This window comes from Streptomyces sp. NPDC018833 (assembly GCF_044390825.1).
Lineage (GTDB): Bacteria > Actinomycetota > Actinomycetes > Streptomycetales > Streptomycetaceae > Streptomyces.
On record NZ_JBIRZM010000001.1, the window covers coordinates 394,044 to 414,748 of the forward strand.

Genomic DNA, 20,705 nt, shown 5'->3' on the forward strand with positions numbered 1-20,705 from the left:
TCCCCGCTCCCGGCGGGTCGCCGGCAACGGCCGGCGGGCGACGGCCCGGCGGCGCACTGCCGCCGCGGCGCGCGGGCGACTAGATTCGGTTCATGGCGGACACCAAGCGCGAGATCGAGCGGAAGTACGACGCCGGCCCCGACGCCCGGCTGCCGGACCTGACACGGGTGTCCCAGGTCGCCGACGTCCGGGACCGGGGTGTCGACGAGCTGGACGCCGTCTACTACGACACCGATGACCTGCGGCTCGCGGCCGCCTCCGTCACCCTGCGCCGCAGGACCGGGGGCGCCGACGCGGGCTGGCACCTCAAACTGCCCGTGGCCCCCGAAGTCCGCGACGAGATCAGCGCCCCGCTGTCCGACGACATCCCCGGCGAACTGGGGGCGCTCGTACGCGTGTACACACGCGACGCCGACCTCGCCCCCGTCGTCCGCCTGCGCTCGGTCCGCACCGTACGCCACCTGCTCGACGCCGACGGCGCACTCCTCGCCGAGGTCAGCAGGGACGAGGTGCACGCCGAGCGGCCGGCGGACGGCGGGCGCACCGCCCGCTGGGGCGAGATCGAGGTCGAGCTCGCCGACGGCGGCGACCCCGCCCTCCTCGACGCCGTCGACAAGAAACTCCGCAAGGCGGGACTGCACAAGGCCACCACACCGTCCAAGCTCGCCCGGGCCCTCGCCGAGACCGGCACCGCCCCGGCGTCCCGGCCCGTGGCACCGCCCCCGCGCACCGCGGGCGACCACATCCTCGGCTACCTCCGCGAACAGGTTGACGCGCTCGTCTCCTACGACCCCGGCGTCCGCAGGGACCTGCCCGACGCGGTGCACCGGATGCGCGTCGCCACCCGGCGGCTGCGCAGCGCCCTGCGCACGTACCGGAAGATCCTCGACCGTGAGGTCACCCGGCCCGTGACCGACGAGCTCACATGGCTCGCCGGGGAGCTCGGCGTCGCGCGCGACCAGGAGGTCCTCGCCGAACGGCTCCGCTCCCGCGTCGACGCGCTCCCCGACACCCTGCTGCTCGGGCCGGTCGCCGCACGACTGAAGGCTTGGGCGGTCGCCCGCGGGAGCGATGCCCGCGGGACCGCGGTGGCCGCCCTCGACAGCACCCGCTACCTGGACCTGCTCTCCGCACTCGACGCCCTGCTCGAAGAACCGCCGTTGCTCAAGGCCGCCGGCAAGGCGGCCGACGCCGCGCTGCCGGACGCGGTGCTGAAGGAGTACGACCGGCTGTCCCGCCGCGTCGAGCACGCCCTCGCCCTGCCCGCCGGCGGGGAGCGGGACGTGGCCCTGCACGACGCCCGCAAGGCCGCCAAGCGCACCCGTTACGCGGCGGAGGCCGCGACGCAGGCGCTCGGCCGTCCGGCGCGGCAGTTCGCCAAGCGGATGAAGGCCGTGCAGAAGGTCCTCGGTGAGCACCAGGACAGCGTCGTCGCCCGAGACGCGCTGCGTGACCTGGCGATCCGGGCGGACGCCGCGGGCGAGTCCTCGTTCACCTGGGGCCTTTTGTACGGCCAGGAATCCGCCCGCGCCGCGGAGTGCGAGGCCGAGCTGCCGCAGGTGTGGGAGCGGGCGACGGCCCCCGGACTGCGGGCGGCTCTGACCGGCTGAGCACCGGGGTACGCTTGATGGTCACCCCCTGTCCGCTCACGAGAGACACCACGATGCCTGTCGAGTCGGTCTTCCCACGCCTGGAAGCGCTTCTCCCGCATGTCCAGAAGCCGATCCAGTACGTCGGCGGAGAGCTCAACTCCACCGTCAAGGACTGGGACGCCTGCGATGTCCGCTGGGCGCTCATGTACCCCGACGCGTACGAGGTCGGACTGCCCAACCAGGGCGTCATGATCCTCTACGAGGTACTGAACGAACGCGAGGGCGTGCTCGCCGAGCGCACCTACAGCGTGTGGCCGGACCTCGAGGAGCTGATGCGCGAGCACCAGGTCCCGCAGTTCACCGTGGACAGTCACCGCCCGGTCAAGGCCTTCGACGTCTTCGGGCTGAGCTTCTCCACCGAGCTCGGCTACACCAACATGCTCACGGCCCTCGATCTCGCGGGCATCCCGCTGGAGTCCAGGGACCGGACGATCGACGACCCGATCGTACTCGCCGGAGGCCACGCCGCCTTCAACCCCGAACCGATCGCAGACTTCATCGACGCCGCGATCATCGGTGACGGCGAGCAGGCCGTCCTGGAGATGACCGAGATCATCCGTGCCTGGAAGGCGGAGGGCCGCCCGGGCGGGCGCGAGGAGGTCCTCTTCCGCCTCGCGAGGACGGGCTCCGTCTACATCCCCGCGTTCTACGACGTCGAGTACCTGCCGGACGGCCGCATCGGCCGCGTCGTGCCCAACAAGTCGGGTGTCCCGTGGCGGGTGTCCAAGCACACCGTCATGGACCTCGACGAGTGGCCCTACCCCAAGCAGCCGCTGGTCCCGCTCGCGGAGACCGTCCACGAGCGGATGTCCGTCGAGATCTTCCGCGGCTGCACCCGCGGCTGCCGCTTCTGCCAGGCCGGCATGATCACGCGCCCCGTGCGGGAGCGAAGCATCACCGGCATCGGCGAGATGGTGGACAAGGGACTCAAGGCGACGGGCTTCGAGGAGGTCGGCCTGCTGTCCCTCTCCTCCGCGGACCACAGCGAGATCGGCGACATCGCCAAGGGCCTCGCCGACCGGTACGAGGAGGACAAGATCGGCCTGTCCCTCCCCTCCACCCGCGTCGACGCGTTCAACGTCGACCTGGCCAACGAGCTGACGCGCAACGGCCGTCGGTCCGGTCTGACCTTCGCCCCAGAGGGCGGCTCCGAGCGCATGCGCAAGGTCATCAACAAGATGGTCTCGGAAGAGGATCTGATCCGGACCGTCGCCACCGCGTACGGCAACGGCTGGCGTCAGGTGAAGCTCTACTTCATGTGCGGCCTGCCGACCGAGACCGACGACGACGTGCTCCAGATCGCCGACATGGCGGCCAACGTCATCGCCAAGGGCCGCGAGGTCTCGAGGTCCAACGACATCCGCTGCACGGTGTCGATCGGCGGCTTCGTGCCCAAGCCGCACACCCCCTTCCAGTGGGCGCCGCAGCTGTCCGCCGAGGAGACCGACGCCCGGCTGGAGAAGCTGCGCGACAAGATCCGCGGCGACAAGAAGTACGGCCGCTCGATCGGCTTCCGCTACCACGACGGCAAGCCGGGCATCGTGGAGGGCCTGCTCTCGCGCGGTGACCGCCGTGTCGGCGCCGTCATCCGCGCCGTGTACGAGGACGGCGGCCGCTTCGACGGCTGGCGCGAGCACTTCTCGTACGACCGCTGGATGGCCTGCGCCGAGAAGACGCTGCCGGACTTCGGCGTCGACGTCGACTGGTACACGACCCGAGAGCGCACCTACGAGGAAGTCCTGCCCTGGGACCACCTGGACTCCGGTCTGGACAAGGACTGGCTCTGGGAGGACTGGCAGGACTCGCTGGACGAGACCGAGGTCGAGGACTGCCGCTGGACGCCGTGCTTCGACTGCGGTGTGTGCCCTCAGATGGATACGGCTATACAAATCGGCCCCACCGGCAAGAAGCTGCTCCCGCTCACGGTCAAGAAGTAGCAGTGACCTGCGGCGATGCCATCCGGCGGATGGCTGAGGCGCTTGCCGACGTACCCGAGGCGGACCGCGCTGAAGCCTTTCGAGGGCTCGGCGTGAAGGAGCGCGAGCAGGCTCCCCGCCCTAAGCGGTGCACGCCACTTCCCGCCCCTCGGCAGGACTCGGGCATCGTCTCGGCGGTCGAGTGGGTGTAGGGCGTAGAGAGGCGTTCGGACGATCCTGTCCGGGCGCCTCTCGGCGTTCCTGGGGCCCTGTTTATGCGACAACGTGCATGAGTCACGTTCGTGCATGGACGGCCGCGAGCGCCCCCCGTACGGTCGTCTCAGGCGGCCTGACCGGGCCGACAAGTCAAGGGGGTTCCGCATGGCACGCGAAGAACTGACTCGGCTCACCGGCAACGGCAACGGCACGTGCGGAGAGGACGACTGCCCGAACGTCTACCGCACCGCTTCCGGCTCCATCGTGGTTCAGGGCGACGTGTCCGACGTCTTCACGCCCCCGCAGGGCGAAGGGCTCGTGGAGATCCCCGAGAATGTTCTTCGGGAGGCCGTTCGTGCTCTTGGCTGGTGACGAGTGGCGGGCGATGCTCCGGGGCTTCCGGTCGGAGGCGTGGCGGCTGGAGGCCCTGCCCCAGTACCTCGTACCGCAGGAGGCGGAAGAGCTTGAAGCCTTCCGGGCGGGCAAGCGCGTCGACCCGCACGCCTACTCGTCCGCGTACACGGAAGACCTGAAGCGATTGCGCGGCGAGGGCAAGAGCAAGGGGCGAGTGCACGTCCTGACTCGACCGCTCTCCGAGTACCTGCGCTTCGAGTTCTCGCGGTACTACGCCCCGCACGCGCTCGCCGGGGAGGAAATCCGCATCCTTGACGTGACCGAGCGAGAGAACCCCTTGCCGGAAATCGGGGACTTCTGGATGTTCGACCGCTCGACGGTCGTCCTGATGCACTACGAGGGCGACGGCACGCAGATCAGCCGGGAGCTGTACGAGGGCGACCCTGCACCTTTCATCGAGTGGCAGCGCATCGCCGTTGCCGAGTCGGTTCCCTTCCTGGAGTACGCGGAGCGCGTGACGGAGTGACGTTCGAAGCTGAGCAGCTTGGCGAGTCGGGTACCGAACTTGCCTCTCTGCTTCGGGACTTGCGCAAACGAGCCGGCCTCTCAGGGGACCGGCTCGCAGCACGCTGCAACATGTCCCAGTCGAAGGTGTCTCGCATCGAGAACGGCAGGACACGGCCGTCCCTGGTCGATGTCGAGCAGATCTTGCGAGCGCTGGACGCTCCACCGGAACTGGTCGCCGAGGTCTCCGCCCTCGCCAGGATGGCGAACACTGAGTGGCGGAACATCCGAGAGCTTCGGCGCAAGGGGCTCGGTACGAGACAGGCCGAGCTGAAGTCGCTCGAAGCGTCCTCCACGCAGATGCGGTACTTCCTGCTCTCGATGGTTACCGGCCTGCTCGCAACACCGGAGTACGTACGGGCGAGCCTGGTTCACTCGACGGCCGACACGAGCAAGGCCGTCGCGGGGAAGCTAGGACGGCAAGCCGTCCTCTACGACACCTCGAAGCGGTTCACGTTCGTTCTGACTGAGCAGGCGGTTCGCTGGCCGGTCGTCTCCCCACTGGCACTGGCCGAGCAGATGGACCGGCTGGCGTCCCTGTCCTACCTCCCCACCCTTCAGATCGGGGTGATCCCTGTGGGTGCACCGACGCCCCGAACCCCGCTGAGTACGTTCACCATCTACGACACCGCGTTGGTCACCATCGAGACGACGGCGGGAAGTCTCGTACTCCGCGACGGCCGGGACGTTCAGGCGTACCTGAAGGAGTTCGCCGGGTACGAGGAACACGCCCTCTTCGGCACAGACCTCCGGGCACGGCTCGCCGAGTGGTCCGCCGCTTGCCGTGCATGACTTCAGTCGACTACGTGACTGAAGCGCCATTCCGTGCGCACCCCGGGGGATCATCCTTCGGCAGGCGAACAGTCGGGAGGTCGCACGGATGAGCACACCCAAGACGACGATGGCAGGGCCGGTGAACCTGACCCTTCCGGAGGGAGACCCGGACCCCGTCGCGGGCTGTCGGCAGTGCCTCGGCGTCGCCGTGACCCGAGCCAACGCCCGATCGGTCGGCGACTACTCGAAGGCGACGGACGCGAACGTCGTGCTCCGCACGCACATCCGGGAAGCCCACGGGGCCGAGTGATGGCTCGCACGGTACTGCGGTTCGTGACACACCGGATCACGCGGCATCCGGACACGGACGTGGCCTTCGAAGCGGAGTGCCTGCACTGCAAGTGGAAGGCAGAGCCTTCGCCTGACAGTGCGGCGGTCGATGTCGAGTGCATGAGCCATACCGGCCTGAGCAACCATCGCGGCTTTCGGCGGATCTGCACGTCGTTCGCCATGGTGGTGCGGGCCGAAAAAGACAGACCCCCGGCGCACTGAGGGACGGCAAGCAACCGGCAAGAAGCTGCTGCCGCTGACCGTCGTCAAGTAGCGTACGGCCCAGGCGATTTCGGGACACGGCCCGGCCACAGGGGAGCCCCTGGGCTGGGCCTTCGTGCGTCCCTCGTCGGGAAAGACCTGCGGGAACAACGGATCCGTACTGGTCCGCCGTGCGTCATGACCGACATGGAGTGCGAGAAGCCGCCGACGGCGGGTGGGCAGCGGCAGTACGGCGCGGTCAAGGAGTACGAACCCGGGGACGGGTGTCTGGCGCAGCTCATCAGGATTCCGCTGCGGATCGTCGTTGTGCTCCTGGTCGTCCCGGTGCGCATCGTCTGGGACGTGCTCGTCGTCTGCGGACAGACGCTGCACCGGATGCTCCTGCACCCGCTCGGCCGCGCGCTCGCCTGGACCGGCCGGGCCGTCCTGCGGTATCTGCTGATCCCCCTCGGCAAGGCGTTGTTGGTGTGGCCGTGGGTGGCGCTGTGGCGGTACGTGGTGGTGCCGGTGGTGATGTACGGGCTGGTCGTGCCGGCCGGGTGGCTCTACCGGTATGTGCTGACCCCGCTGGGCCGGGGCGTTGTGTGGGCAGTGGCGAATCTGCTGGTCGCACCGCTGGTGTGGATGGTGTCGAACCTGCTCGTCGCTCCCCTGGTGTGGATCCACCGCCATGTCCTGACCCCACTGGGCCGGGGCATCGCGTGGGTCGTCACCCATCTGCTGGTCGGCCCCCTGGTGTGGATCAACCGGTACGTACTGACCCCGCTCGGCCGCGGCGTCGTGGCCGCGCTGCGCCTGCTCGGCAAGGCGTTGTTCGTGTGGCCGTGGGTGGCGCTGTGGCGGTACGTGGTGGTGCCGGTGGTGACGTACGGGCTGGTCGTGCCGGCCGGGTGGCTCTACCGGTATGTGCTGACCCCGCTGGGCCGGAGCGTTGTGTGGGCGGTGACGAACCTGCTGGTCGCGCCGCTGCTCTGGGTTCACCGCTACGTCCTCGCGCCGATCGCCCGGGAGACCGTCGCCGCCCTCCGGCTCGCATGGCAGGCCGCCGGGTATGTGTCGCGCGCCGTCGGCCGGGCGCTGAAGTGGCTCGCCTGGAACCTCGCGGGCCGCCCGGGGCGCTGGTTCTACCGCACCGTGTGCACCCCGGTCGGGCACTTCGTGCGCGACGCCCTCTGGCACCCGGTCAAGCGGGCGGCCGTCGAGACGGGCCGGACCGCGCGCGCCGCGTTCGCCGCGGCCCGCGAGACGCTGCGCCGGGCACGCCGCGACGCATGGCGCGCCCTGGGCGGCGGGACGGCGCATCCGGCGCCCGTCACGCCCATGACGGGCACGGTGCGGCGTGCGCGTAACCTGGGAGATACGCAACAACCACAGACCGTTCCCGGCGCGGCGGCCGAGACCGAGATCTCCCTGCGAAAGCAGGGGTGAGCCGGCCGGCCCCGAGGGAACCCCCCGCACGTCCGAGGGCGGCGCGCCACCCGCGCCGCTCCGCACCGAGGAGAAGAACCACTGGGCAAGCGACAGCCCGAAGGCCCGCCGCCCGCACCCGCGGTGCAGCGCATCCGATTGCGTTACACCAAGCGCGGCCGCCTCCGGTTCACCAGCCACCGTGACTTCCAGCGCGCCTTCGAGCGGGCGCTGCGGCGCGCCGAGGTGCCCATGGCGTACTCGGCGGGCTTCACCCCGCACCCGAAGGTGTCGTACGCCAATGCCGCACCCACCGGCACAGGCAGCGAGGCCGAGTATCTGGAGATCGCCCTCACCGAGCACCGCGACCCCGACAAGCTGCGCCAGCTGCTCGACGAGTCGCTGCCGGACGGGCTCGACATCATCGACGCCGTGGAGGCCCGCACCTCCGGACTCGCCGACCGGCTCACCGCATCCGTGTGGGAGCTGCGGCTGGACGGGGTCGAGCCCGAGGCCGCCGAGAGTGCCGTTGCCGCGTTCCTCGCCGCCGGGACCGTGGAGGTCCAGCGGAAGACGAAGAACGGCATCCGGACCTTCGACGCCCGCAGTGCCGTAGCGGACCTGCAGGCGGATGGTCCACAGCCTGATAGGCCAGGAGAGGGCCCCTGTGCGATACTGCGGCTGGTTGTTCGGCACGTAACACCTGCCGTGCGACCCGACGACGTCCTGTCCGGTCTCCGAGCTGTGGCCGACCTGGCGCCGCCGGTCCCCGCAGCGGTGACCAGGCTGGCGCAGGGGCTCTTCGACGAGGAGTCCGGCACGGTGACCGACCCGCTCGCGCCCGACCGCGAGGCAGCCCCGGCCGCTCCATCCATGGCCGCCGGGACAGCCCCTGCGACGGCGCCGGAAGGTCCCGCCGCGTAAGGACGGTCGTCGTAGCGCGGCTCTGGACACTCGGGAGCCACCTGAGACGGGCCGCGCATTGACACAGGAGACTTTCGCCAGGCCGTACGTACATCGCGTACGGAACCGGCGAGCCAGACATCAGCTCCCGTGCGGCGCCCGCGCCCCGGACGGCGGCACCGCGCACATCACGCGGGCCGCAGCCGGACCGGACAAGGCGCGGCGCCCGGGAGCGCGACGGGAGAAACGCCCGCATGCTCGAGCCGACCGAACCCGGCACCGCCGGGAACAACAACCAAGAACACGCCACACCCAGCGACACGCTGCCCCCGCGCAGGCGCCGCGCCGCGTCGCGTCCGGCGGGCCCGCCGAGCGCTGCCGCGGCGGATGACACCGCCGCGGTGACCGAGGTCGTTCAGGCCGCGCCCGCACCTGTCGCGGCCGCTGCCGTGACCACCGAGAGCGTCGAGCCGGCCGCAGCCGAGGCGCCCGCAGACGAGGCGCCCGCAGACGAGGCGCCCGCGCCGCGGACCCGTCGTCGTGCGACCCGCAAGGCGACCGCTCCGGCGGGTGCGCCCGAGACGGCGGAGCCGGCCGAGGCCGGGTCCGACGAGACGGCCGCGCCACGTACGCGACGCCGCGCCGCCCGCAAGGCCACCGCGCCTGCCGGTGCGCCCGCCGCCGGCCCCGTACAGGCCGAGGCCGCCGACGCCCTGGAGACCGAGGAGGGCGTCGAGGCCGACGAGACCTCCGAGGCCGAGGAGACAGCCGAGCCGGTCGTCGCCGAGACCGCCGCCCCGCGCCGTGCGCGCCGCCGGGCGTCCGCTCCCGCCGGGGCTCCCAAGGCCGTCGAAGCACCCGCCGCCGCGCCCACCCAGGCGGAGGCCGCGCAGGCCGTGGTCCCCGCCGTGGCGGGAGTGTCCGCCGTGGTGGCCGAGAGCGACGAGGCCGAGGCACCCGCCCCGCGTACCCGCCGCCGGGCCGCGCGCAAGGCGACGGCTCCGGCCGGTGCACCGCAGGTCGCGGAGAGCGAGGAGGCGGAGATCTCGCAGATCGCCGCGCCGGCCGCGGACGCCGAGGCCGAGGCGCCCGAGCCGCGGACCCGCCGTCGTGCGGTGCGCAAGGCGACCGCTCCGGCCGGCGCCCCCGAGACCGTCGAGGCCGCTGCCGCCGCTCCGTCGGCGCAGGCCGCCGAGCCCGAGGCCGCCCAGCCGGAGGCCGCCGAGGCTGTCACGTCGCGTCGCCGCCGTCGTGCGTCCGCCCCTGCGGGTGCGCCGCAGGCGACCGCCGGCGAAGAGGCCGAGGCCGAGACGGCCGCGCCCGGCCCGCGCAAGGGCAGGGCGGCCCGCAAGGCCACCGCGCCCGCAGGCGCCCCGGCCGCCGTGGTGTCCGTCGAGGACACCGCCGAGGCGGGCGAGAGCCTGCCCGAGAGCGCGGTCGAGCAGATCGCCGCCGAGGAGGCGGAGGTCGCCGCCGCGGAGAAGGCCGCCACTCGTGGCCGCACCCGTCGGCGCGCCGCGACGCCGGAGTTCACCGCTCAGCCGCGGGCCGCGGCGCAGGCCGAGGAGGCCGCGGCTCCCGCCCGAGGCCGCCGTGCCCGCCCCGCCGTGCCCACCTTCCAGGCCCCGGTCTTCACGGAGCCGATGTTCCAGACGCCGGAGACGGCTGCCGCCGCTGCCGCCGCGGCCGCGAGCGGTCCGGAGCCGGAGGCGGACGAGGAGTCCGTCGAGACGGTCGTCGAGACCGCTGCTCCTGAGCAGCCCGCCGGTCGCCGTCGCCGTCGCCGTCGCGGTGAGGCCGCCGAGCCCGTCGAGGCCCCCGCCGCCCCCGCCCCCGCCCCCGCCGCCGAGGCCGTCCCGGCCGAGGAAGAGGCGGAGCCCGAGGAGGCGGAGGCCGCGCAGGCCGAGGAGTCCGACGAGTACGAGGACCGGCCATCGCGCCGTCGTCGTCGCGGGGGCCGTCGCCGCCGTCGCGGTGAGGCCGCCGACATGGACGAGTCCGCGGAGGAGGCCGCCGAAGAGGCCGAGGCCGCCGAAGAGGAAGCGGACGAGGAGGACGAGGAAGAGGCCGAGGCGGGCACGCCGTCCGCCGCCGGGACCAGCAGCAGCCGTCGCCGTCGCCGTCGCCGCCGTCGCAGCGGTGAGGCCGCCGGGGAGGGCGAGACGGGCGCGGACGACCCCGAGCGCACGGTCGTCAAGGTCCGTGAGCCCCGCAAGAAGGAGGAGCCGAGCGACGAGGTCCAGTCCATCAAGGGCTCGACCCGTCTGGAGGCCAAGAAGCAGCGCCGCCGCGAGGGCCGCGAGCAGGGCCGCCGCCGGGTGCCGATCATCACCGAGGCGGAGTTCCTGGCCCGCCGCGAGGCCGTCGAGCGGGTGATGGTCGTCCGCCAGAGCGGCGAGCGCACCCAGATCGGCGTCCTCGAGGACAACGTGCTCGTCGAGCACTACGTCAACAAGGAGCAGGCCACCAGCTACGTCGGCAACGTCTACTTGGGCAAGGTCCAGAACGTCCTGCCGTCGATGGAGGCCGCCTTCGTCGACATCGGCAAGGGCCGCAACGCCGTGCTGTACGCGGGCGAGGTGAACTTCGAGGCGCTGGGCATGGCGGGCGGCCCGCGCCGTATCGAGGCCGCCCTCAAGTCCGGCCAGTCCGTGCTGGTCCAGGTCACCAAGGACCCGATCGGTCACAAGGGCGCCCGGCTGACCAGCCAGGTGTCCCTGCCCGGCCGCTACCTGGTCTACGTGCCCGAGGGCTCGATGACCGGCATCAGCCGCAAGCTGCCCGACACCGAGCGCGCCCGGCTGAAGACCATCCTCAAGAAGATCGTCCCCGAGGACGCGGGTGTCATCGTGCGCACCGCCGCCGAGGGCGCGAGCGAGGACGAGCTGCGCCGTGACGTCGAGCGTCTGCAGGCGCAGTGGGAGGAGATCCAGAAGAAGTCGAAGAACGGCAACGCGCCGACGCTGCTCTACGGCGAGCCGGACATGACCGTCCGGGTCGTCCGCGACATCTTCAACGAGGATTTCTCCAAGGTCGTCGTCAGCGGTGACGAGGCGTGGGAGACCATCCACGGCTATGTCTCGCACGTGGCGCCCGACCTGACCGACCGCCTGCAGCGGTGGACCAGCGAGGTCGACGTCTTCGCGGCCAACCGGATCGACGAGCAGCTGATGAAGGCCCTGGACCGCAAGGTCTGGCTGCCGAGCGGCGGCTCGCTGGTGATCGACAAGACCGAGGCCATGGTCGTGATCGATGTCAACACCGGCAAGTTCACCGGCCAGGGCGGCAACCTCGAGGAGACCGTCACCAGGAACAACCTGGAGGCGGCCGAGGAGATCGTGCGCCAGCTGCGGCTGCGCGACCTGGGCGGCATCGTCGTCGTCGACTTCATCGACATGGTGCTGGAGTCCAACCGGGACCTGGTCATGCGCAGGCTCCTGGAGTGCCTGGGCCGCGACCGGACCAAGCACCAGGTGGCCGAGGTGACCTCGCTGGGCCTGGTGCAGATGACCCGCAAGCGGGTCGGCCAGGGTCTGCTGGAGTCGTTCTCGGAGACCTGTGTCCACTGCAACGGCCGTGGCGTGATCGTGCACATGGAGCAGCCGTCCGCCGTCGGTGGCGGTGGTGGCAAGCGTGCGAAGAAGCGTGGCCGCGGCGGTGCCGCTGTGGAGCACGAGCACGTCGAGCCGCTGGCCGAGCCGGCGGAGCCGGAGATCGAGACCGAGGCGGAGGTCGCCGCGGAGGCGGCCGCGCCTGTGGCGCTCGAGGAGCCGGCGTTCGCGCCGGACGAGGAGCTGTACAGCAGCATCGCGGAGGCCGAGGCCGCCGCCTCGCGCGGCCGTGGCCGCCGCAGGGCGACCCGCAAGGTGTCGGCCCCGGCCGGTGCGCCGAAGACGGCGGAGCCTGCTGTGGCTGCGCCCGAGCCGGTCGCTGCGCCAGAGCCCGAGGCTCCGGTGGCGGCCGAGGTGGTGGAGGCGGCTCCCGCGGGCCGTACGCGCCGTCGCGTCACCCGTAAGGTGTCGGCTCCGGCCGGTTCCCCGGCGCCGGCCGAGGTGACAGTGGCACCGGTGGCGCCGGTGTCCGAGCCCGAGGTCCCCGCGGTCGCTGCCGAGGAGGCCCCGGTCGCGGCTCCGCCGCGTGCCCGCCGCCGGGTGACCCGCAAGGTCACCGCCCCGGCCGGTTCGCCGTCGGGCGCCGAGGAGGCCGCGATCGTCGTGGTCCCCGCCGAGCCCAAGGCGGCCGAGCCGCAGCCGGAGCCGGCGGAGGCCGAGGCACCGGTGGCCAAGAAGGCAGTCCGCAAGACGGCAAAGAAGGCCACGGCGAAGAAGGCTGCGGCCAAGAAGACGGCCGCGAAGAAGACGACGGCGAAGAAGACGGCCGCGAAGAAGGTCTCGAAGAAGACGGTGGCCGCCGACCAGGCGTCCGCGTCGGTCTCGGCGACCACGTCCGAGGACTAGCCACCCATACGACGCGGCCCGGCCCCTGTTCCACGGGGGCCGGGCCGCGTCGTATGTCCTCCGGCCGGCTCGTCGCCGCCGCGGGGCCGCGTGACCCTCCGTACTGCGGAGAGGCCCGCGGCACGCGCCACACATGGTTCGCGGCCCCGCGCAGCCGAGCGACACGGTGCCCGCCCGCGTACCTGGCCGGATTCTCTCGCCACGTGGCCCGGATGTTCGCCGGATCGCAGGCTCCGTCCGTCACCGGGTCACGCGCGCGAGCCGCAGGCGCAGTCGTCTGATCGCAGGACGCGACCGGTCTCAGCCACCCATGTCGCTGCACGGCCCTGCCCAGTGGGTGCCTCCCGACCGTTCTGCACCCTCCGGGCGGCCGAAACGATGCGGTGTGTCCACCCCCTGCGCGTCCCGGCCCGTCAGGGCTCGGAGGGGCACCGCTGGGATGCGGAAGGGTCCGTGGCGCTCCCCGTTCCCAGGGGCCACGGGCCCTTCGACGTGCCGCCCGTAAGGGCCCGCGCGTCAGCGCTTCGCGGACGTCAGTGCCTTCAGGCGCTTCAGCACCGCCTTCACGATCGCCACCCGGCCCACGCGCAGCACCAGCTTGTTGCGCTTCTTCGCCGGCGTCGCGTAGCGGGGAACGCCCCGGCTGATCCAGCGCGTGTTCGTCAGGTCGGACTGCGGCGCCGCCGGCTTGGACCAGCCCTTGCCGCGCTGCGACGGCAGCCACAGCGACACCGTCCACGAGCCGGGGGCCAGGCCGTCCAGGGAGACGTTGGCCGTGAAGGCGCTGTCGCCGTCCGGGGTGACCGGCACCGTGACCGACCTGCCGCCGTCGTCCTCCAGCCGTACGCCCAGCACGCCCGCCGGCAGCCCGGCGAGCTTCCAGCCGCCGTTGACCTCCAGCTGCGAGGGGATCGTCGTCGACCAGCGGGTGCCTTCGATGCGGAGCTTGTCGGCGACCTTGTGCTTGTTCTCGCCGACGTCGAGCGTCAGGTTGCTGTACGGCTGGGTGTAGTACAGCGCGGCGGCGAAGTTCTCCTCGCCGTCGGCGACGACGTACGTCTGCGGCTTGGCGTCGACCGTGGCCAGACGCCTGTGGCCGAAACGGATCTCCTTGACGACGTCCTGGACCCGCACGGCGACGAAGACGTCCCACAGCCCCTCGGGGAGGCGGCCGCCGGCGACCGCCTTCGTCAGGTCGAGCTCGACCGAGAAACCGGCCTCCGGGTAGCGGTACTTGCCGCCGTCCTCCTTGCCCGCGCCGAGCTCGGGCGTGGCCACGACCGTCGTCGGGAAGCGGTGCTCGGCCTTGGTGTCGCGCTCGCGCAGCACCAGCTCCGTGCTGCTGGGCACATCCTGGGCGACCCGCCGGAGATAGGCGTGACCGGTCATCTTCAGTACGCCGCCGTCGATGGTGACCGAGTCCAGCCGGTGCCGGTCCCCGAGCGCCGTCGTGACGTCGAAGATCTCGTCGGGGATGCCGCGCTCGGCGTCGCGGAAGAACGGCAGCAGGGTGTACGCCCGGTCGCCCTCGACGAGGATCCCGGGCTGCTCGCCGCTCGAGCGGTGGCCGCGGTCGACCTTCTCCAGCTCGATGGACTCCTGGAGCATCCCGCGCTGGACGAGCTCACAGCGCAGCCGCGTGATCGCGTTCACCCCGGCCTTGAGCGAATCCGGGTAGGAGCGCTCCAGCAGGGCGCGCAGCTGCTCGTAGTTCTTCTGCTGCAGCTCCGGATCGGACTCCCTGGCCAGATGGATCAGGGCGTGGAACATGTCGATCGACAGGTGCCGGTTCAGCAGGCCGTCGCGGTCGGGTCCGGCCGGGACATGCTTTTCGACGAGGTCGACCATCAGCTCCAGGACCTTGATGCGGCTGTCGGCGCCGCGCGTGGAGGTGGTGATGTTGCCGCCGTCGTCGCGCTTGACGATGTACAGGCAGTCGTAGTCGGCGACGACGGAGATGCCGTCGGCCTTGAGGTAGAGCATGCCTGTGAAGAGCTGATCTTCACAGGTCTTGTACCCGAGCGGGAAGCGCAGACCGTGCTTCTCGATCAGCTCGCGCCGGATGAGCTTCAAGGGGTTGAGCGCCCAGTAGACCCGGGAGTTGAAAACGTCGGTGCGGGGCTGGTTGCGCACGAACATCGAGGCGGGCGCGCCCCGGCCGTTGACGCCCTTCATCTTGCCGAGCACCACGTCGGTCTGGTTCTTCTCGGCCATCGCGAGCATGCGCTCGAGCGCTTCCTCGCCGAGGTAGTCGTCGGCGTCCAGGAAGAAGACGAACTTTCCGCGCGCGTGGTCCAGGCCCTTGTTGCGGGGGGCCGAGGGACCGCCGGAGTTCTCCTGGTGGAAGACCTGGAACAGGCCGGGGTACTCCGCGGCGAAGCGTTCCAGCTCCCTGCCGGTACCGTCGGTGGAGCCGTCGTCGACGGTGATGATCTCCAGCCGGTCGCGCCCGATCGACTGCTCGACGACGGACGTCAGGGTCTTCGTCAGATACGGCATGGCGTTGTAGGCGCCGATGATCACCGAGATGTCCGGCGTGGTCAAAGCTCGTCGTCCGTTCCGCGTGCAGCCCGAGCGCTGGTCGCTGCACGCGCAGCCCCCCCGGTCGACTCGATGGCCATTGTTGAGGTGTTTTTCAAGGAAAGTCGGCGCACCAAGATCCTACAAACCACCCCATCGTGTGGAGGCACTGTGGCCGTCACGTTTCGGTGACAGCTGACTACATGAGGTTTGAACGGGGCCGGTTTGACCCGCCGACGGCAGGTCCGTAACCTTGTCAATCGGCGTGTTTCCATATGCGTCCACCCCTGAGCACCTCCCTCCCGGTCCGCCGGGAGAGGCCGCTCGTCCATTCCGGATCGTCATGGGCCCGCGCCCGTGTGGGCGGCTGGCATCAGGGGTTTCGTTCCGAGCGAGAGAGAGATCCGCGTGTACGCCATCGTGCGCAGCGGTGGTCGCCAGCACAAGGTTGCTGTCGGCGACATCGTTGAGGTTGACAAGATTTCCACCGCCAAGGTTGGCGACACGGTCGAGCTCTCGACCCTGCTCGTTGTCGACGGCGACGCCGTGACCAGCGACCCGTGGGTGCTGGCCGGCATCAAGGTCACGGCCGAGGTCGTGGACCACCACAAGGGCGCGAAGATCGACATCCTTCGCTACAAGAACAAGACCGGCTACCGCCGCCGCCAGGGTCACCGTCAGCAGTACACGGCGATCAAGGTCACCGGCATCCCCGCGGCTGCGAAGTAAGGGACTGAGGAGAGATGGCACACAAGAAGGGCGCATCGTCCACCCGGAACGGTCGCGACTCCAATGCTCAGCGGCTCGGCGTGAAGCGCTTCGGCGGTCAGGTCGTCAACGCCGGTGAGATCCTGGTCCGCCAGCGTGGCACCCACTTCCACCCCGGCTCGGGCGTTGGCCGTGGCGGCGACGACACCCTGTTCGCGCTGCTGCCGGGCGCCGTGGAGTTCGGCACCCACCGTGGCCGCAAGGTCGTGAACGTCGTTCCGGTCGCCTGATCGGTTTTTTCGCGAGGGGCGGACCTCACTTCCCGGGTCGGGAAGCGGGTCCGCCTTTCGTGTGTTGAGAGACAGACATTTCCGTATGTACGTCACCGGCGTCACTGCCGCCGGTGGCACCCCCGTCATCACTGGAGGCATTCCATGACCACCTTCGTGGACCGCGTCGAGCTGCACGTCGCCGCGGGTAACGGAGGCCACGGCTGCGCCTCCGTGCACCGGGAGAAGTTCAAGCCGCTGGGCGGCCCCGACGGCGGCAACGGCGGCCGTGGCGGCGACGTCATCCTGGTCGTCGACCAGTCCGTGACCACGCTGCTCGACTATCACCACAGCCCGCACCGCAAGGCCACCAACGGCAAGCCCGGCGAGGGCGGCAACCGCTCCGGCAAGGACGGCCAGGACCTGGTCCTGCCCGTGCCGGACGGCACCGTCGTGCTCGACAAGAAGGGCAATGTCCTCGCCGACCTGGTAGGCCAGGGCACCACCTACGTCGCCGCCGAGGGCGGCCGGGGCGGTCTGGGTAACGCGGCCCTGGCCTCCGCCCGCCGCAAGGCCCCCGGCTTCGCCCTGCTCGGTGTCCCCGGGCAGTCGGGCGACGTCGTCCTGGAGCTCAAGACCGTCGCCGACGTCGCGCTCGTCGGGTACCCGAGCGCCGGCAAGTCCTCGCTGATCTCGGTGCTCAGCGCCGCCAAGCCGAAGATCGCGGACTACCCGTTCACCACGCTCGTCCCGAACCTGGGCGTCGTGACCGCCGGCTCGACGGTGTACACGATCGCGGACGTCCCCGGCCTGATCCCGGGCGCCAGCCAGGGCCGCGGCCTGGGCCTGGAGTTCCTGCGCCACGTCGAGCGCTGCTCGGTGCTGGTGCATGTGCTGGACACCGCGACGCTGGAGTCCGACCGTGACCCCGTCTCCGACCTCGACGTGATCGAGGAGGAGCTGCGGCAGTACGGCGGCCTGGACGACCGGCCCCGCATCGTCGTCCTGAACAAGGTCGACATCCCCGACGGCCAGGACCTCGCCGACATGATCCGCCCGGAGCTCCAGGAGCGCGGCTACCGCGTCTTCGAGGTGTCGGCGGTGGCGCACAAGGGCCTCAAGGAGCTGTCGTTCGCGCTGGCCGAGATCGTGGCCGAGGCGCGCGCCGCCAAGCCGGTGGAGGAGGCGACCCGGATCGTCATCCGCCCGAAGGCGGTCGACGACGCGGGCTTCACGGTCACGCAGGAGGAGGACGGCCTGTTCCGCGTGCGCGGTGAGAAGCCGGAGCGGTGGGTGCGTCAGACCGACTTCAACAACGACGAGGCCGTGGGCTACCTGGCCGACCGCCTGGGCCGCCTCGGCGTCGAGGACGAGCTGATGAAGGCCGGGGCCCGGGCGGGCGACGGCGTGGCGATCGGTCCCGAGGACGACGCGGTCGTCTTCGACTGGGAGCCGACGATGATGGCCGGTGCGGAGATGCTCGGCCGCCGCGGCGAGGACCACCGCTTCGAGGCGCCCCGACCGGCGGCGCAGCGTCGCCGGGACCGCGAGGCGGAGCGCGACGAGGCGCAGAAGGAGTTCGAGGGCTTCGACCCGTTCTAAAGGGGTACCAGACCGGCCCCGGGGCTGCGCTGGTGCAGCGTCCGGGGCAGGGAATGGGCTTTCCGGCATGGACACATGGTCTGTGCGTGCCGGCCTGGGAGGTCCAGGTGTGACGCCGCGTCACCACCCGTACCGACGCTCGCCGACCGGCCGACATCGGACCTGAACCCAGCAACTTCACAGCACTTCGCCCCGCCAAGGATCTTGGCGGGGCGAAGTGCTGTGTCCGGACTCTGACGACGGCGCCCTCCGGCACCGACAAGGTCGCCTTTCGGAGCCCGTGTCAATGACTGGTGCGCCGTCCCGCGGATCCGTGGCTCACCGCTGACGCTCGTGTGTACGTGATGTGACCGACTCGGCGACCGGCAGGCCGCCGACCGTGGTCTGAGTCCAGGGCGTGGGCCGGGATGCGCGCGTCCAAGGCGGGACGGCGGGTGCGCAGAAGGTCGTGGAGAGCGGAGCGGCCGATCTTGAGGCGGGCCATCACCTCGGAACGGTGAGGAGTTCGTCGTCACGCACCGGCTGTCACCTCCTGTTCACGAGTCCGGCCGCCGCGATGCCGCCGAAGGTCAGCAGCGCCGGGCGGGCGGTGGCCGTCCGGTGGCCGGAGCGGAGCCGAAGGCGGCCATCGCGACGGTGTACCAGGCGGTGAACAGCTCCCGGGGTCTGCCAGGCGTTGAACATGACCATGACGGCGAGGGAGTCGAGCGGTCGGGGACCCGCACCGCAGCACGGTGGCGCCGGTAAGGGGGAACCGGCGTCAAGCCACCACTACGAGCCGTCGGCGTCCTGCCCGAGCGGAGCAGTACGCAGCCGGCGAGACCCGCCCCCAGGCCAGGCCGGTGAGACGTTTCGGATGCTCTCTCTGCAGAGCCGGCCACTTACCGCCAAGCGGAGCAACCGCGCCGCCCATATCGGCCCCGCCCTCAGCCGTCCCAGTAGTGGCAGGTCCGGCAGGAGGGGCCCCGGTCACACGTCATACTGGATACGTTCACCATTCGTACGGATCAGGTTCAAGGAGTCGACCGAAGTGCGAAATCCCGAGGCGCCCCGGTTGCTTGGGGTCTACCGCCGAGCCGTCCCCGAGCGTGTGCGGCGGGCCATCGTTTCGCAGGTCGACGCCGATGTGCGCCGCCGGCTGAAGATGCGTATCGCCCATGGCACGGCCATCGCCGAGCGGTTCCGCAGCGGCCGGGTCGCCAAGCGCTACGAGGCGCTTGCCTCCGGACCTGACCGTGCCGTCGTCAGCGTCGGCCGCGAGGCGAAGGTCGCCCTGGTCACTCCGGGGGTGACCCCGCTCGAGGCCCGGCGCGCGAACCTGGACGCCGTGCTGGGCGCGTTCGCCGAGGCGCAGATCGACCACTTCTGCGTACGGGGCAAGTCGGACACCGCCGCCGCCGTGGCCGTGCACGAGCGGGATCGCGCCGCCGCCCTCGCGGCGCTCGCCGATGCCTGCCACCGGCTTCCCGGCTACGTCACGCTCGTCACGGGGAACGGTCCCGCTTCGGCGATCTCTCATCCCGGCTTCGAGACGTCCACCTGGCAGCGGCTGCGTGACGCCGGCATCGTGCGCATCACCTGGTACCGCACCGATCCCACGCACCTGCTGACGCTCGGGAACCTGTACGGCTGCGACATCGAGTTCTGGCACGAGGAGAAGGGCGAATTGGTCCCGCCGAGGCCCGGCAAGGTTGCCGCAGCTCTGCCGGTCCGGGGCAAGAGCGTCACCGTCTCGGAGGCGTATTTCACGAGTCTCGCGCCGCGGGAGTCGGCCGACGCCGCACAGGTTCCCACCCGTCCGGAGATGGCCGTCGTCCACACCGACGAGGTCACCTTCCCCATCGATGTCGTCTACACCTGGGTGGACGGTGCCGACCCCGCCTGGCTGCGGCGCCGCGCCGAATTCTCCGGCGAGGGGTACCACGCCGAGGCGGCCAATGCCGCCCGCTACCTCAGCCGCGACGAGCTGCGCTACTCGCTGCGCTCCCTGCACATGTACGCCCCTTGGGTGCGCACCGTCCACCTGGTGACCGACGACCAGACGCCCGACTGGCTGGACACCGAGGTTCCGGGCCTGAAGGTGGTGAGCCACAAGGACATCTTCCGGTCCCCGCACCTGCTGCCCACCTTCAATTCGCACGCCATCGAGAGCCAGCTGCACCACATCGACGGGCTGTCCGAGCACTTCCTGTACTTCAACGACGACGTGATGCTCGGCAACGAGGTGACACCGCAGGACTTCTTCGTCTCCAGCGGCCTCACCAAGTTCTTTCCGTCCTCCGCCCTGGTGCCGCTCGGTGAGCGGACCGTCGACGACCCGCCGGTCGCGGCGGCCGGCAAGAACAATCGGCGCCTGATCGAGGAGCGTTACGGCGCCGTGCTCGTGCAGAAGATGAAGCACATGCCGCATCCGCTGCGCCGCAGTGTGCTGACGGAGATCGAGTCCGAGTTCGACGCCGACTACCGGCACACCGAGGCGAGTAGGTTCCGCAGCATCGACGACATATCCATCGCGTCGTCGCTGCACCACTACTACGCCTTCCACACGCAGCGTGCGGTGCCGTCCCAACTGCCCTACGCCTACCTCGACCTGACGCACCCGTGGACGGAGACGCGGCTCGGGCGGCTGCTCGCCAACCGCGACAAGACGGTCTTCTGCGTCAACGACACGGTCTCGACGGAGCAGGACGTGACGGAGCAGAAGGACCTGATCACGCCGTTCCTCGAGGCGTACTTCCCGGTGCCGAGCCCGTTCGAGAAGAAGCAGTAGTAGACGGAGCGCATGAGAGAGGCCTTCCTCGTCCGGCCGGA

15 protein-coding genes and 1 pseudogene are annotated in these 20,705 nt (G+C 70.9%); 14 read left to right on the top strand and 2 right to left on the bottom strand.

Features of this window, described 5'->3' with window-relative positions:
- Positions 1-92 precede the first annotated feature (92 nt).
- The 10 genes from ACH5AF_RS01760 to ACH5AF_RS01805 all read left to right on the top strand — a co-directional run bounded on the left by ACH5AF_RS01760 (position 93) and on the right by ACH5AF_RS01805 (position 12,795).
- Entirely contained in the window at positions 93-1,610 is a 1,518-nt protein-coding gene (locus ACH5AF_RS01760; RefSeq protein ID WP_398899301.1) for a CHAD domain-containing protein, read from the top strand.
- Positions 1,611-1,663: 53 nt separating this feature from the next.
- Positions 1,664-3,589 carry a TIGR03960 family B12-binding radical SAM protein gene (locus ACH5AF_RS01765; protein WP_398899302.1) on the top strand — a complete coding sequence of 642 codons (1,926 nt, stop codon included), beginning with the start codon at positions 1,664-1,666 and terminating at the stop codon, positions 3,587-3,589.
- A 360-nt stretch (positions 3,590-3,949) separates the two neighbouring features.
- The gene (locus ACH5AF_RS01770) at positions 3,950-4,156 is read left to right on the top strand and encodes a hypothetical protein (protein WP_398899303.1); all 207 of its coding nucleotides are present in this window, start codon (positions 3,950-3,952) and stop codon (positions 4,154-4,156) included.
- Positions 4,140-4,664, top strand: a complete 525-nt coding sequence (locus ACH5AF_RS01775; protein WP_398899304.1) for a DUF6879 family protein — start codon at positions 4,140-4,142, stop codon at positions 4,662-4,664. The genes ACH5AF_RS01770 and ACH5AF_RS01775 overlap by 17 nt, the downstream gene beginning before the upstream one ends.
- Positions 4,661-5,494, top strand: a complete 834-nt coding sequence (locus ACH5AF_RS01780) for a helix-turn-helix domain-containing protein (RefSeq protein ID WP_398899305.1) — start codon at positions 4,661-4,663, stop codon at positions 5,492-5,494. Before ACH5AF_RS01775 ends, ACH5AF_RS01780 begins: the two co-directional genes overlap by 4 nt.
- Before the next feature lie 88 nt (positions 5,495-5,582).
- Complete coding sequence (locus ACH5AF_RS01785; RefSeq protein WP_398899306.1) at positions 5,583-5,786, top strand: hypothetical protein; 204 nt, start codon at positions 5,583-5,585, stop codon at positions 5,784-5,786.
- Complete coding sequence (locus tag ACH5AF_RS01790) at positions 5,786-6,028, top strand: hypothetical protein (protein ID WP_398899308.1); 243 nt, start codon at positions 5,786-5,788, stop codon at positions 6,026-6,028. The genes ACH5AF_RS01785 and ACH5AF_RS01790 overlap by 1 nt, the downstream gene beginning before the upstream one ends.
- 177 nt (positions 6,029-6,205) lie before the next feature.
- Entirely contained in the window at positions 6,206-7,456 is a 1,251-nt protein-coding gene (locus tag ACH5AF_RS01795) for a hypothetical protein (RefSeq protein WP_398899309.1), read from the top strand.
- A gap of 123 nt (positions 7,457-7,579) precedes the next feature.
- Positions 7,580-8,359, top strand: a complete 780-nt coding sequence (locus tag ACH5AF_RS01800; protein WP_398899310.1) for a TIGR03936 family radical SAM-associated protein — start codon at positions 7,580-7,582, stop codon at positions 8,357-8,359.
- Positions 8,360-8,592: 233 nt separating this feature from the next.
- Positions 8,593-12,795, top strand: a complete 4,203-nt coding sequence (locus ACH5AF_RS01805; RefSeq protein ID WP_398899311.1) for a ribonuclease E/G — start codon at positions 8,593-8,595, stop codon at positions 12,793-12,795.
- A gap of 516 nt (positions 12,796-13,311) precedes the next feature.
- Here ACH5AF_RS01805 and ACH5AF_RS01810 read toward each other — a convergent pair.
- Positions 13,312-15,339, bottom strand: a complete 2,028-nt coding sequence (locus tag ACH5AF_RS01810; protein WP_398899312.1) for a glycosyltransferase — start codon at positions 15,337-15,339, stop codon at positions 13,312-13,314.
- Positions 15,340-15,723: 384 nt separating this feature from the next.
- Here ACH5AF_RS01810 and rplU point away from each other — a divergent pair, with 384 nt between their 5' ends.
- The 3 genes from rplU to obgE all read left to right on the top strand — a co-directional run bounded on the left by rplU (position 15,724) and on the right by obgE (position 17,894).
- Positions 15,724-16,044 carry a 50S ribosomal protein L21 gene (gene rplU / locus ACH5AF_RS01815; protein ID WP_015033583.1) on the top strand — a complete coding sequence of 107 codons (321 nt, stop codon included), beginning with the start codon at positions 15,724-15,726 and terminating at the stop codon, positions 16,042-16,044.
- Positions 16,045-16,058: 14 nt separating this feature from the next.
- A complete protein-coding gene (rpmA, locus tag ACH5AF_RS01820) occupies positions 16,059-16,313 on the top strand; it encodes a 50S ribosomal protein L27 (RefSeq protein WP_215184494.1) in 255 nt (84 codons plus the stop codon).
- Positions 16,314-16,457: 144 nt separating this feature from the next.
- Complete coding sequence (gene obgE, locus ACH5AF_RS01825) at positions 16,458-17,894, top strand: GTPase ObgE (RefSeq protein WP_398899313.1); 1,437 nt, start codon at positions 16,458-16,460, stop codon at positions 17,892-17,894.
- Positions 17,895-18,285: 391 nt separating this feature from the next.
- Here the strand turns inward: obgE and ACH5AF_RS01830 are convergent.
- A pseudogene (locus ACH5AF_RS01830) lies at positions 18,286-18,413 on the bottom strand (excisionase); the annotation flags it as partial.
- A 511-nt stretch (positions 18,414-18,924) separates the two neighbouring features.
- Here ACH5AF_RS01830 and ACH5AF_RS01835 point away from each other — a divergent pair.
- Positions 18,925-20,664, top strand: coding sequence for a stealth family protein (locus ACH5AF_RS01835; protein ID WP_398899314.1), 1,740 nt, complete (start codon positions 18,925-18,927; stop codon positions 20,662-20,664).
- The last annotated feature ends 41 nt before the right edge of the window (positions 20,665-20,705 follow it).

What these genes read in the sequence shown, in the direction of transcription:
- rpmA (WP_215184494.1), top strand. Translation starts at nt 16,059, where the DNA reads ATGGCACACAAGAAGGGCGCATCGTCCACCCGGAACGGTCGCGACTCC.
- ACH5AF_RS01805 (WP_398899311.1), top strand. Translation starts at nt 8,593, where the DNA reads ATGCTCGAGCCGACCGAACCCGGCACCGCCGGGAACAACAACCAAGAA.
- ACH5AF_RS01765 (WP_398899302.1), top strand. Translation starts at nt 1,664, where the DNA reads ATGCCTGTCGAGTCGGTCTTCCCACGCCTGGAAGCGCTTCTCCCGCAT.
- ACH5AF_RS01790 (WP_398899308.1), top strand. Translation starts at nt 5,786, where the DNA reads ATGGCTCGCACGGTACTGCGGTTCGTGACACACCGGATCACGCGGCAT.
- ACH5AF_RS01760 (WP_398899301.1), top strand. Translation starts at nt 93, where the DNA reads ATGGCGGACACCAAGCGCGAGATCGAGCGGAAGTACGACGCCGGCCCC.
- obgE (WP_398899313.1), top strand. Translation starts at nt 16,458, where the DNA reads ATGACCACCTTCGTGGACCGCGTCGAGCTGCACGTCGCCGCGGGTAAC.
- ACH5AF_RS01770 (WP_398899303.1), top strand. Translation starts at nt 3,950, where the DNA reads ATGGCACGCGAAGAACTGACTCGGCTCACCGGCAACGGCAACGGCACG.
- ACH5AF_RS01795 (WP_398899309.1), top strand. Translation starts at nt 6,206, where the DNA reads ATGACCGACATGGAGTGCGAGAAGCCGCCGACGGCGGGTGGGCAGCGG.
- ACH5AF_RS01785 (WP_398899306.1), top strand. Translation starts at nt 5,583, where the DNA reads ATGAGCACACCCAAGACGACGATGGCAGGGCCGGTGAACCTGACCCTT.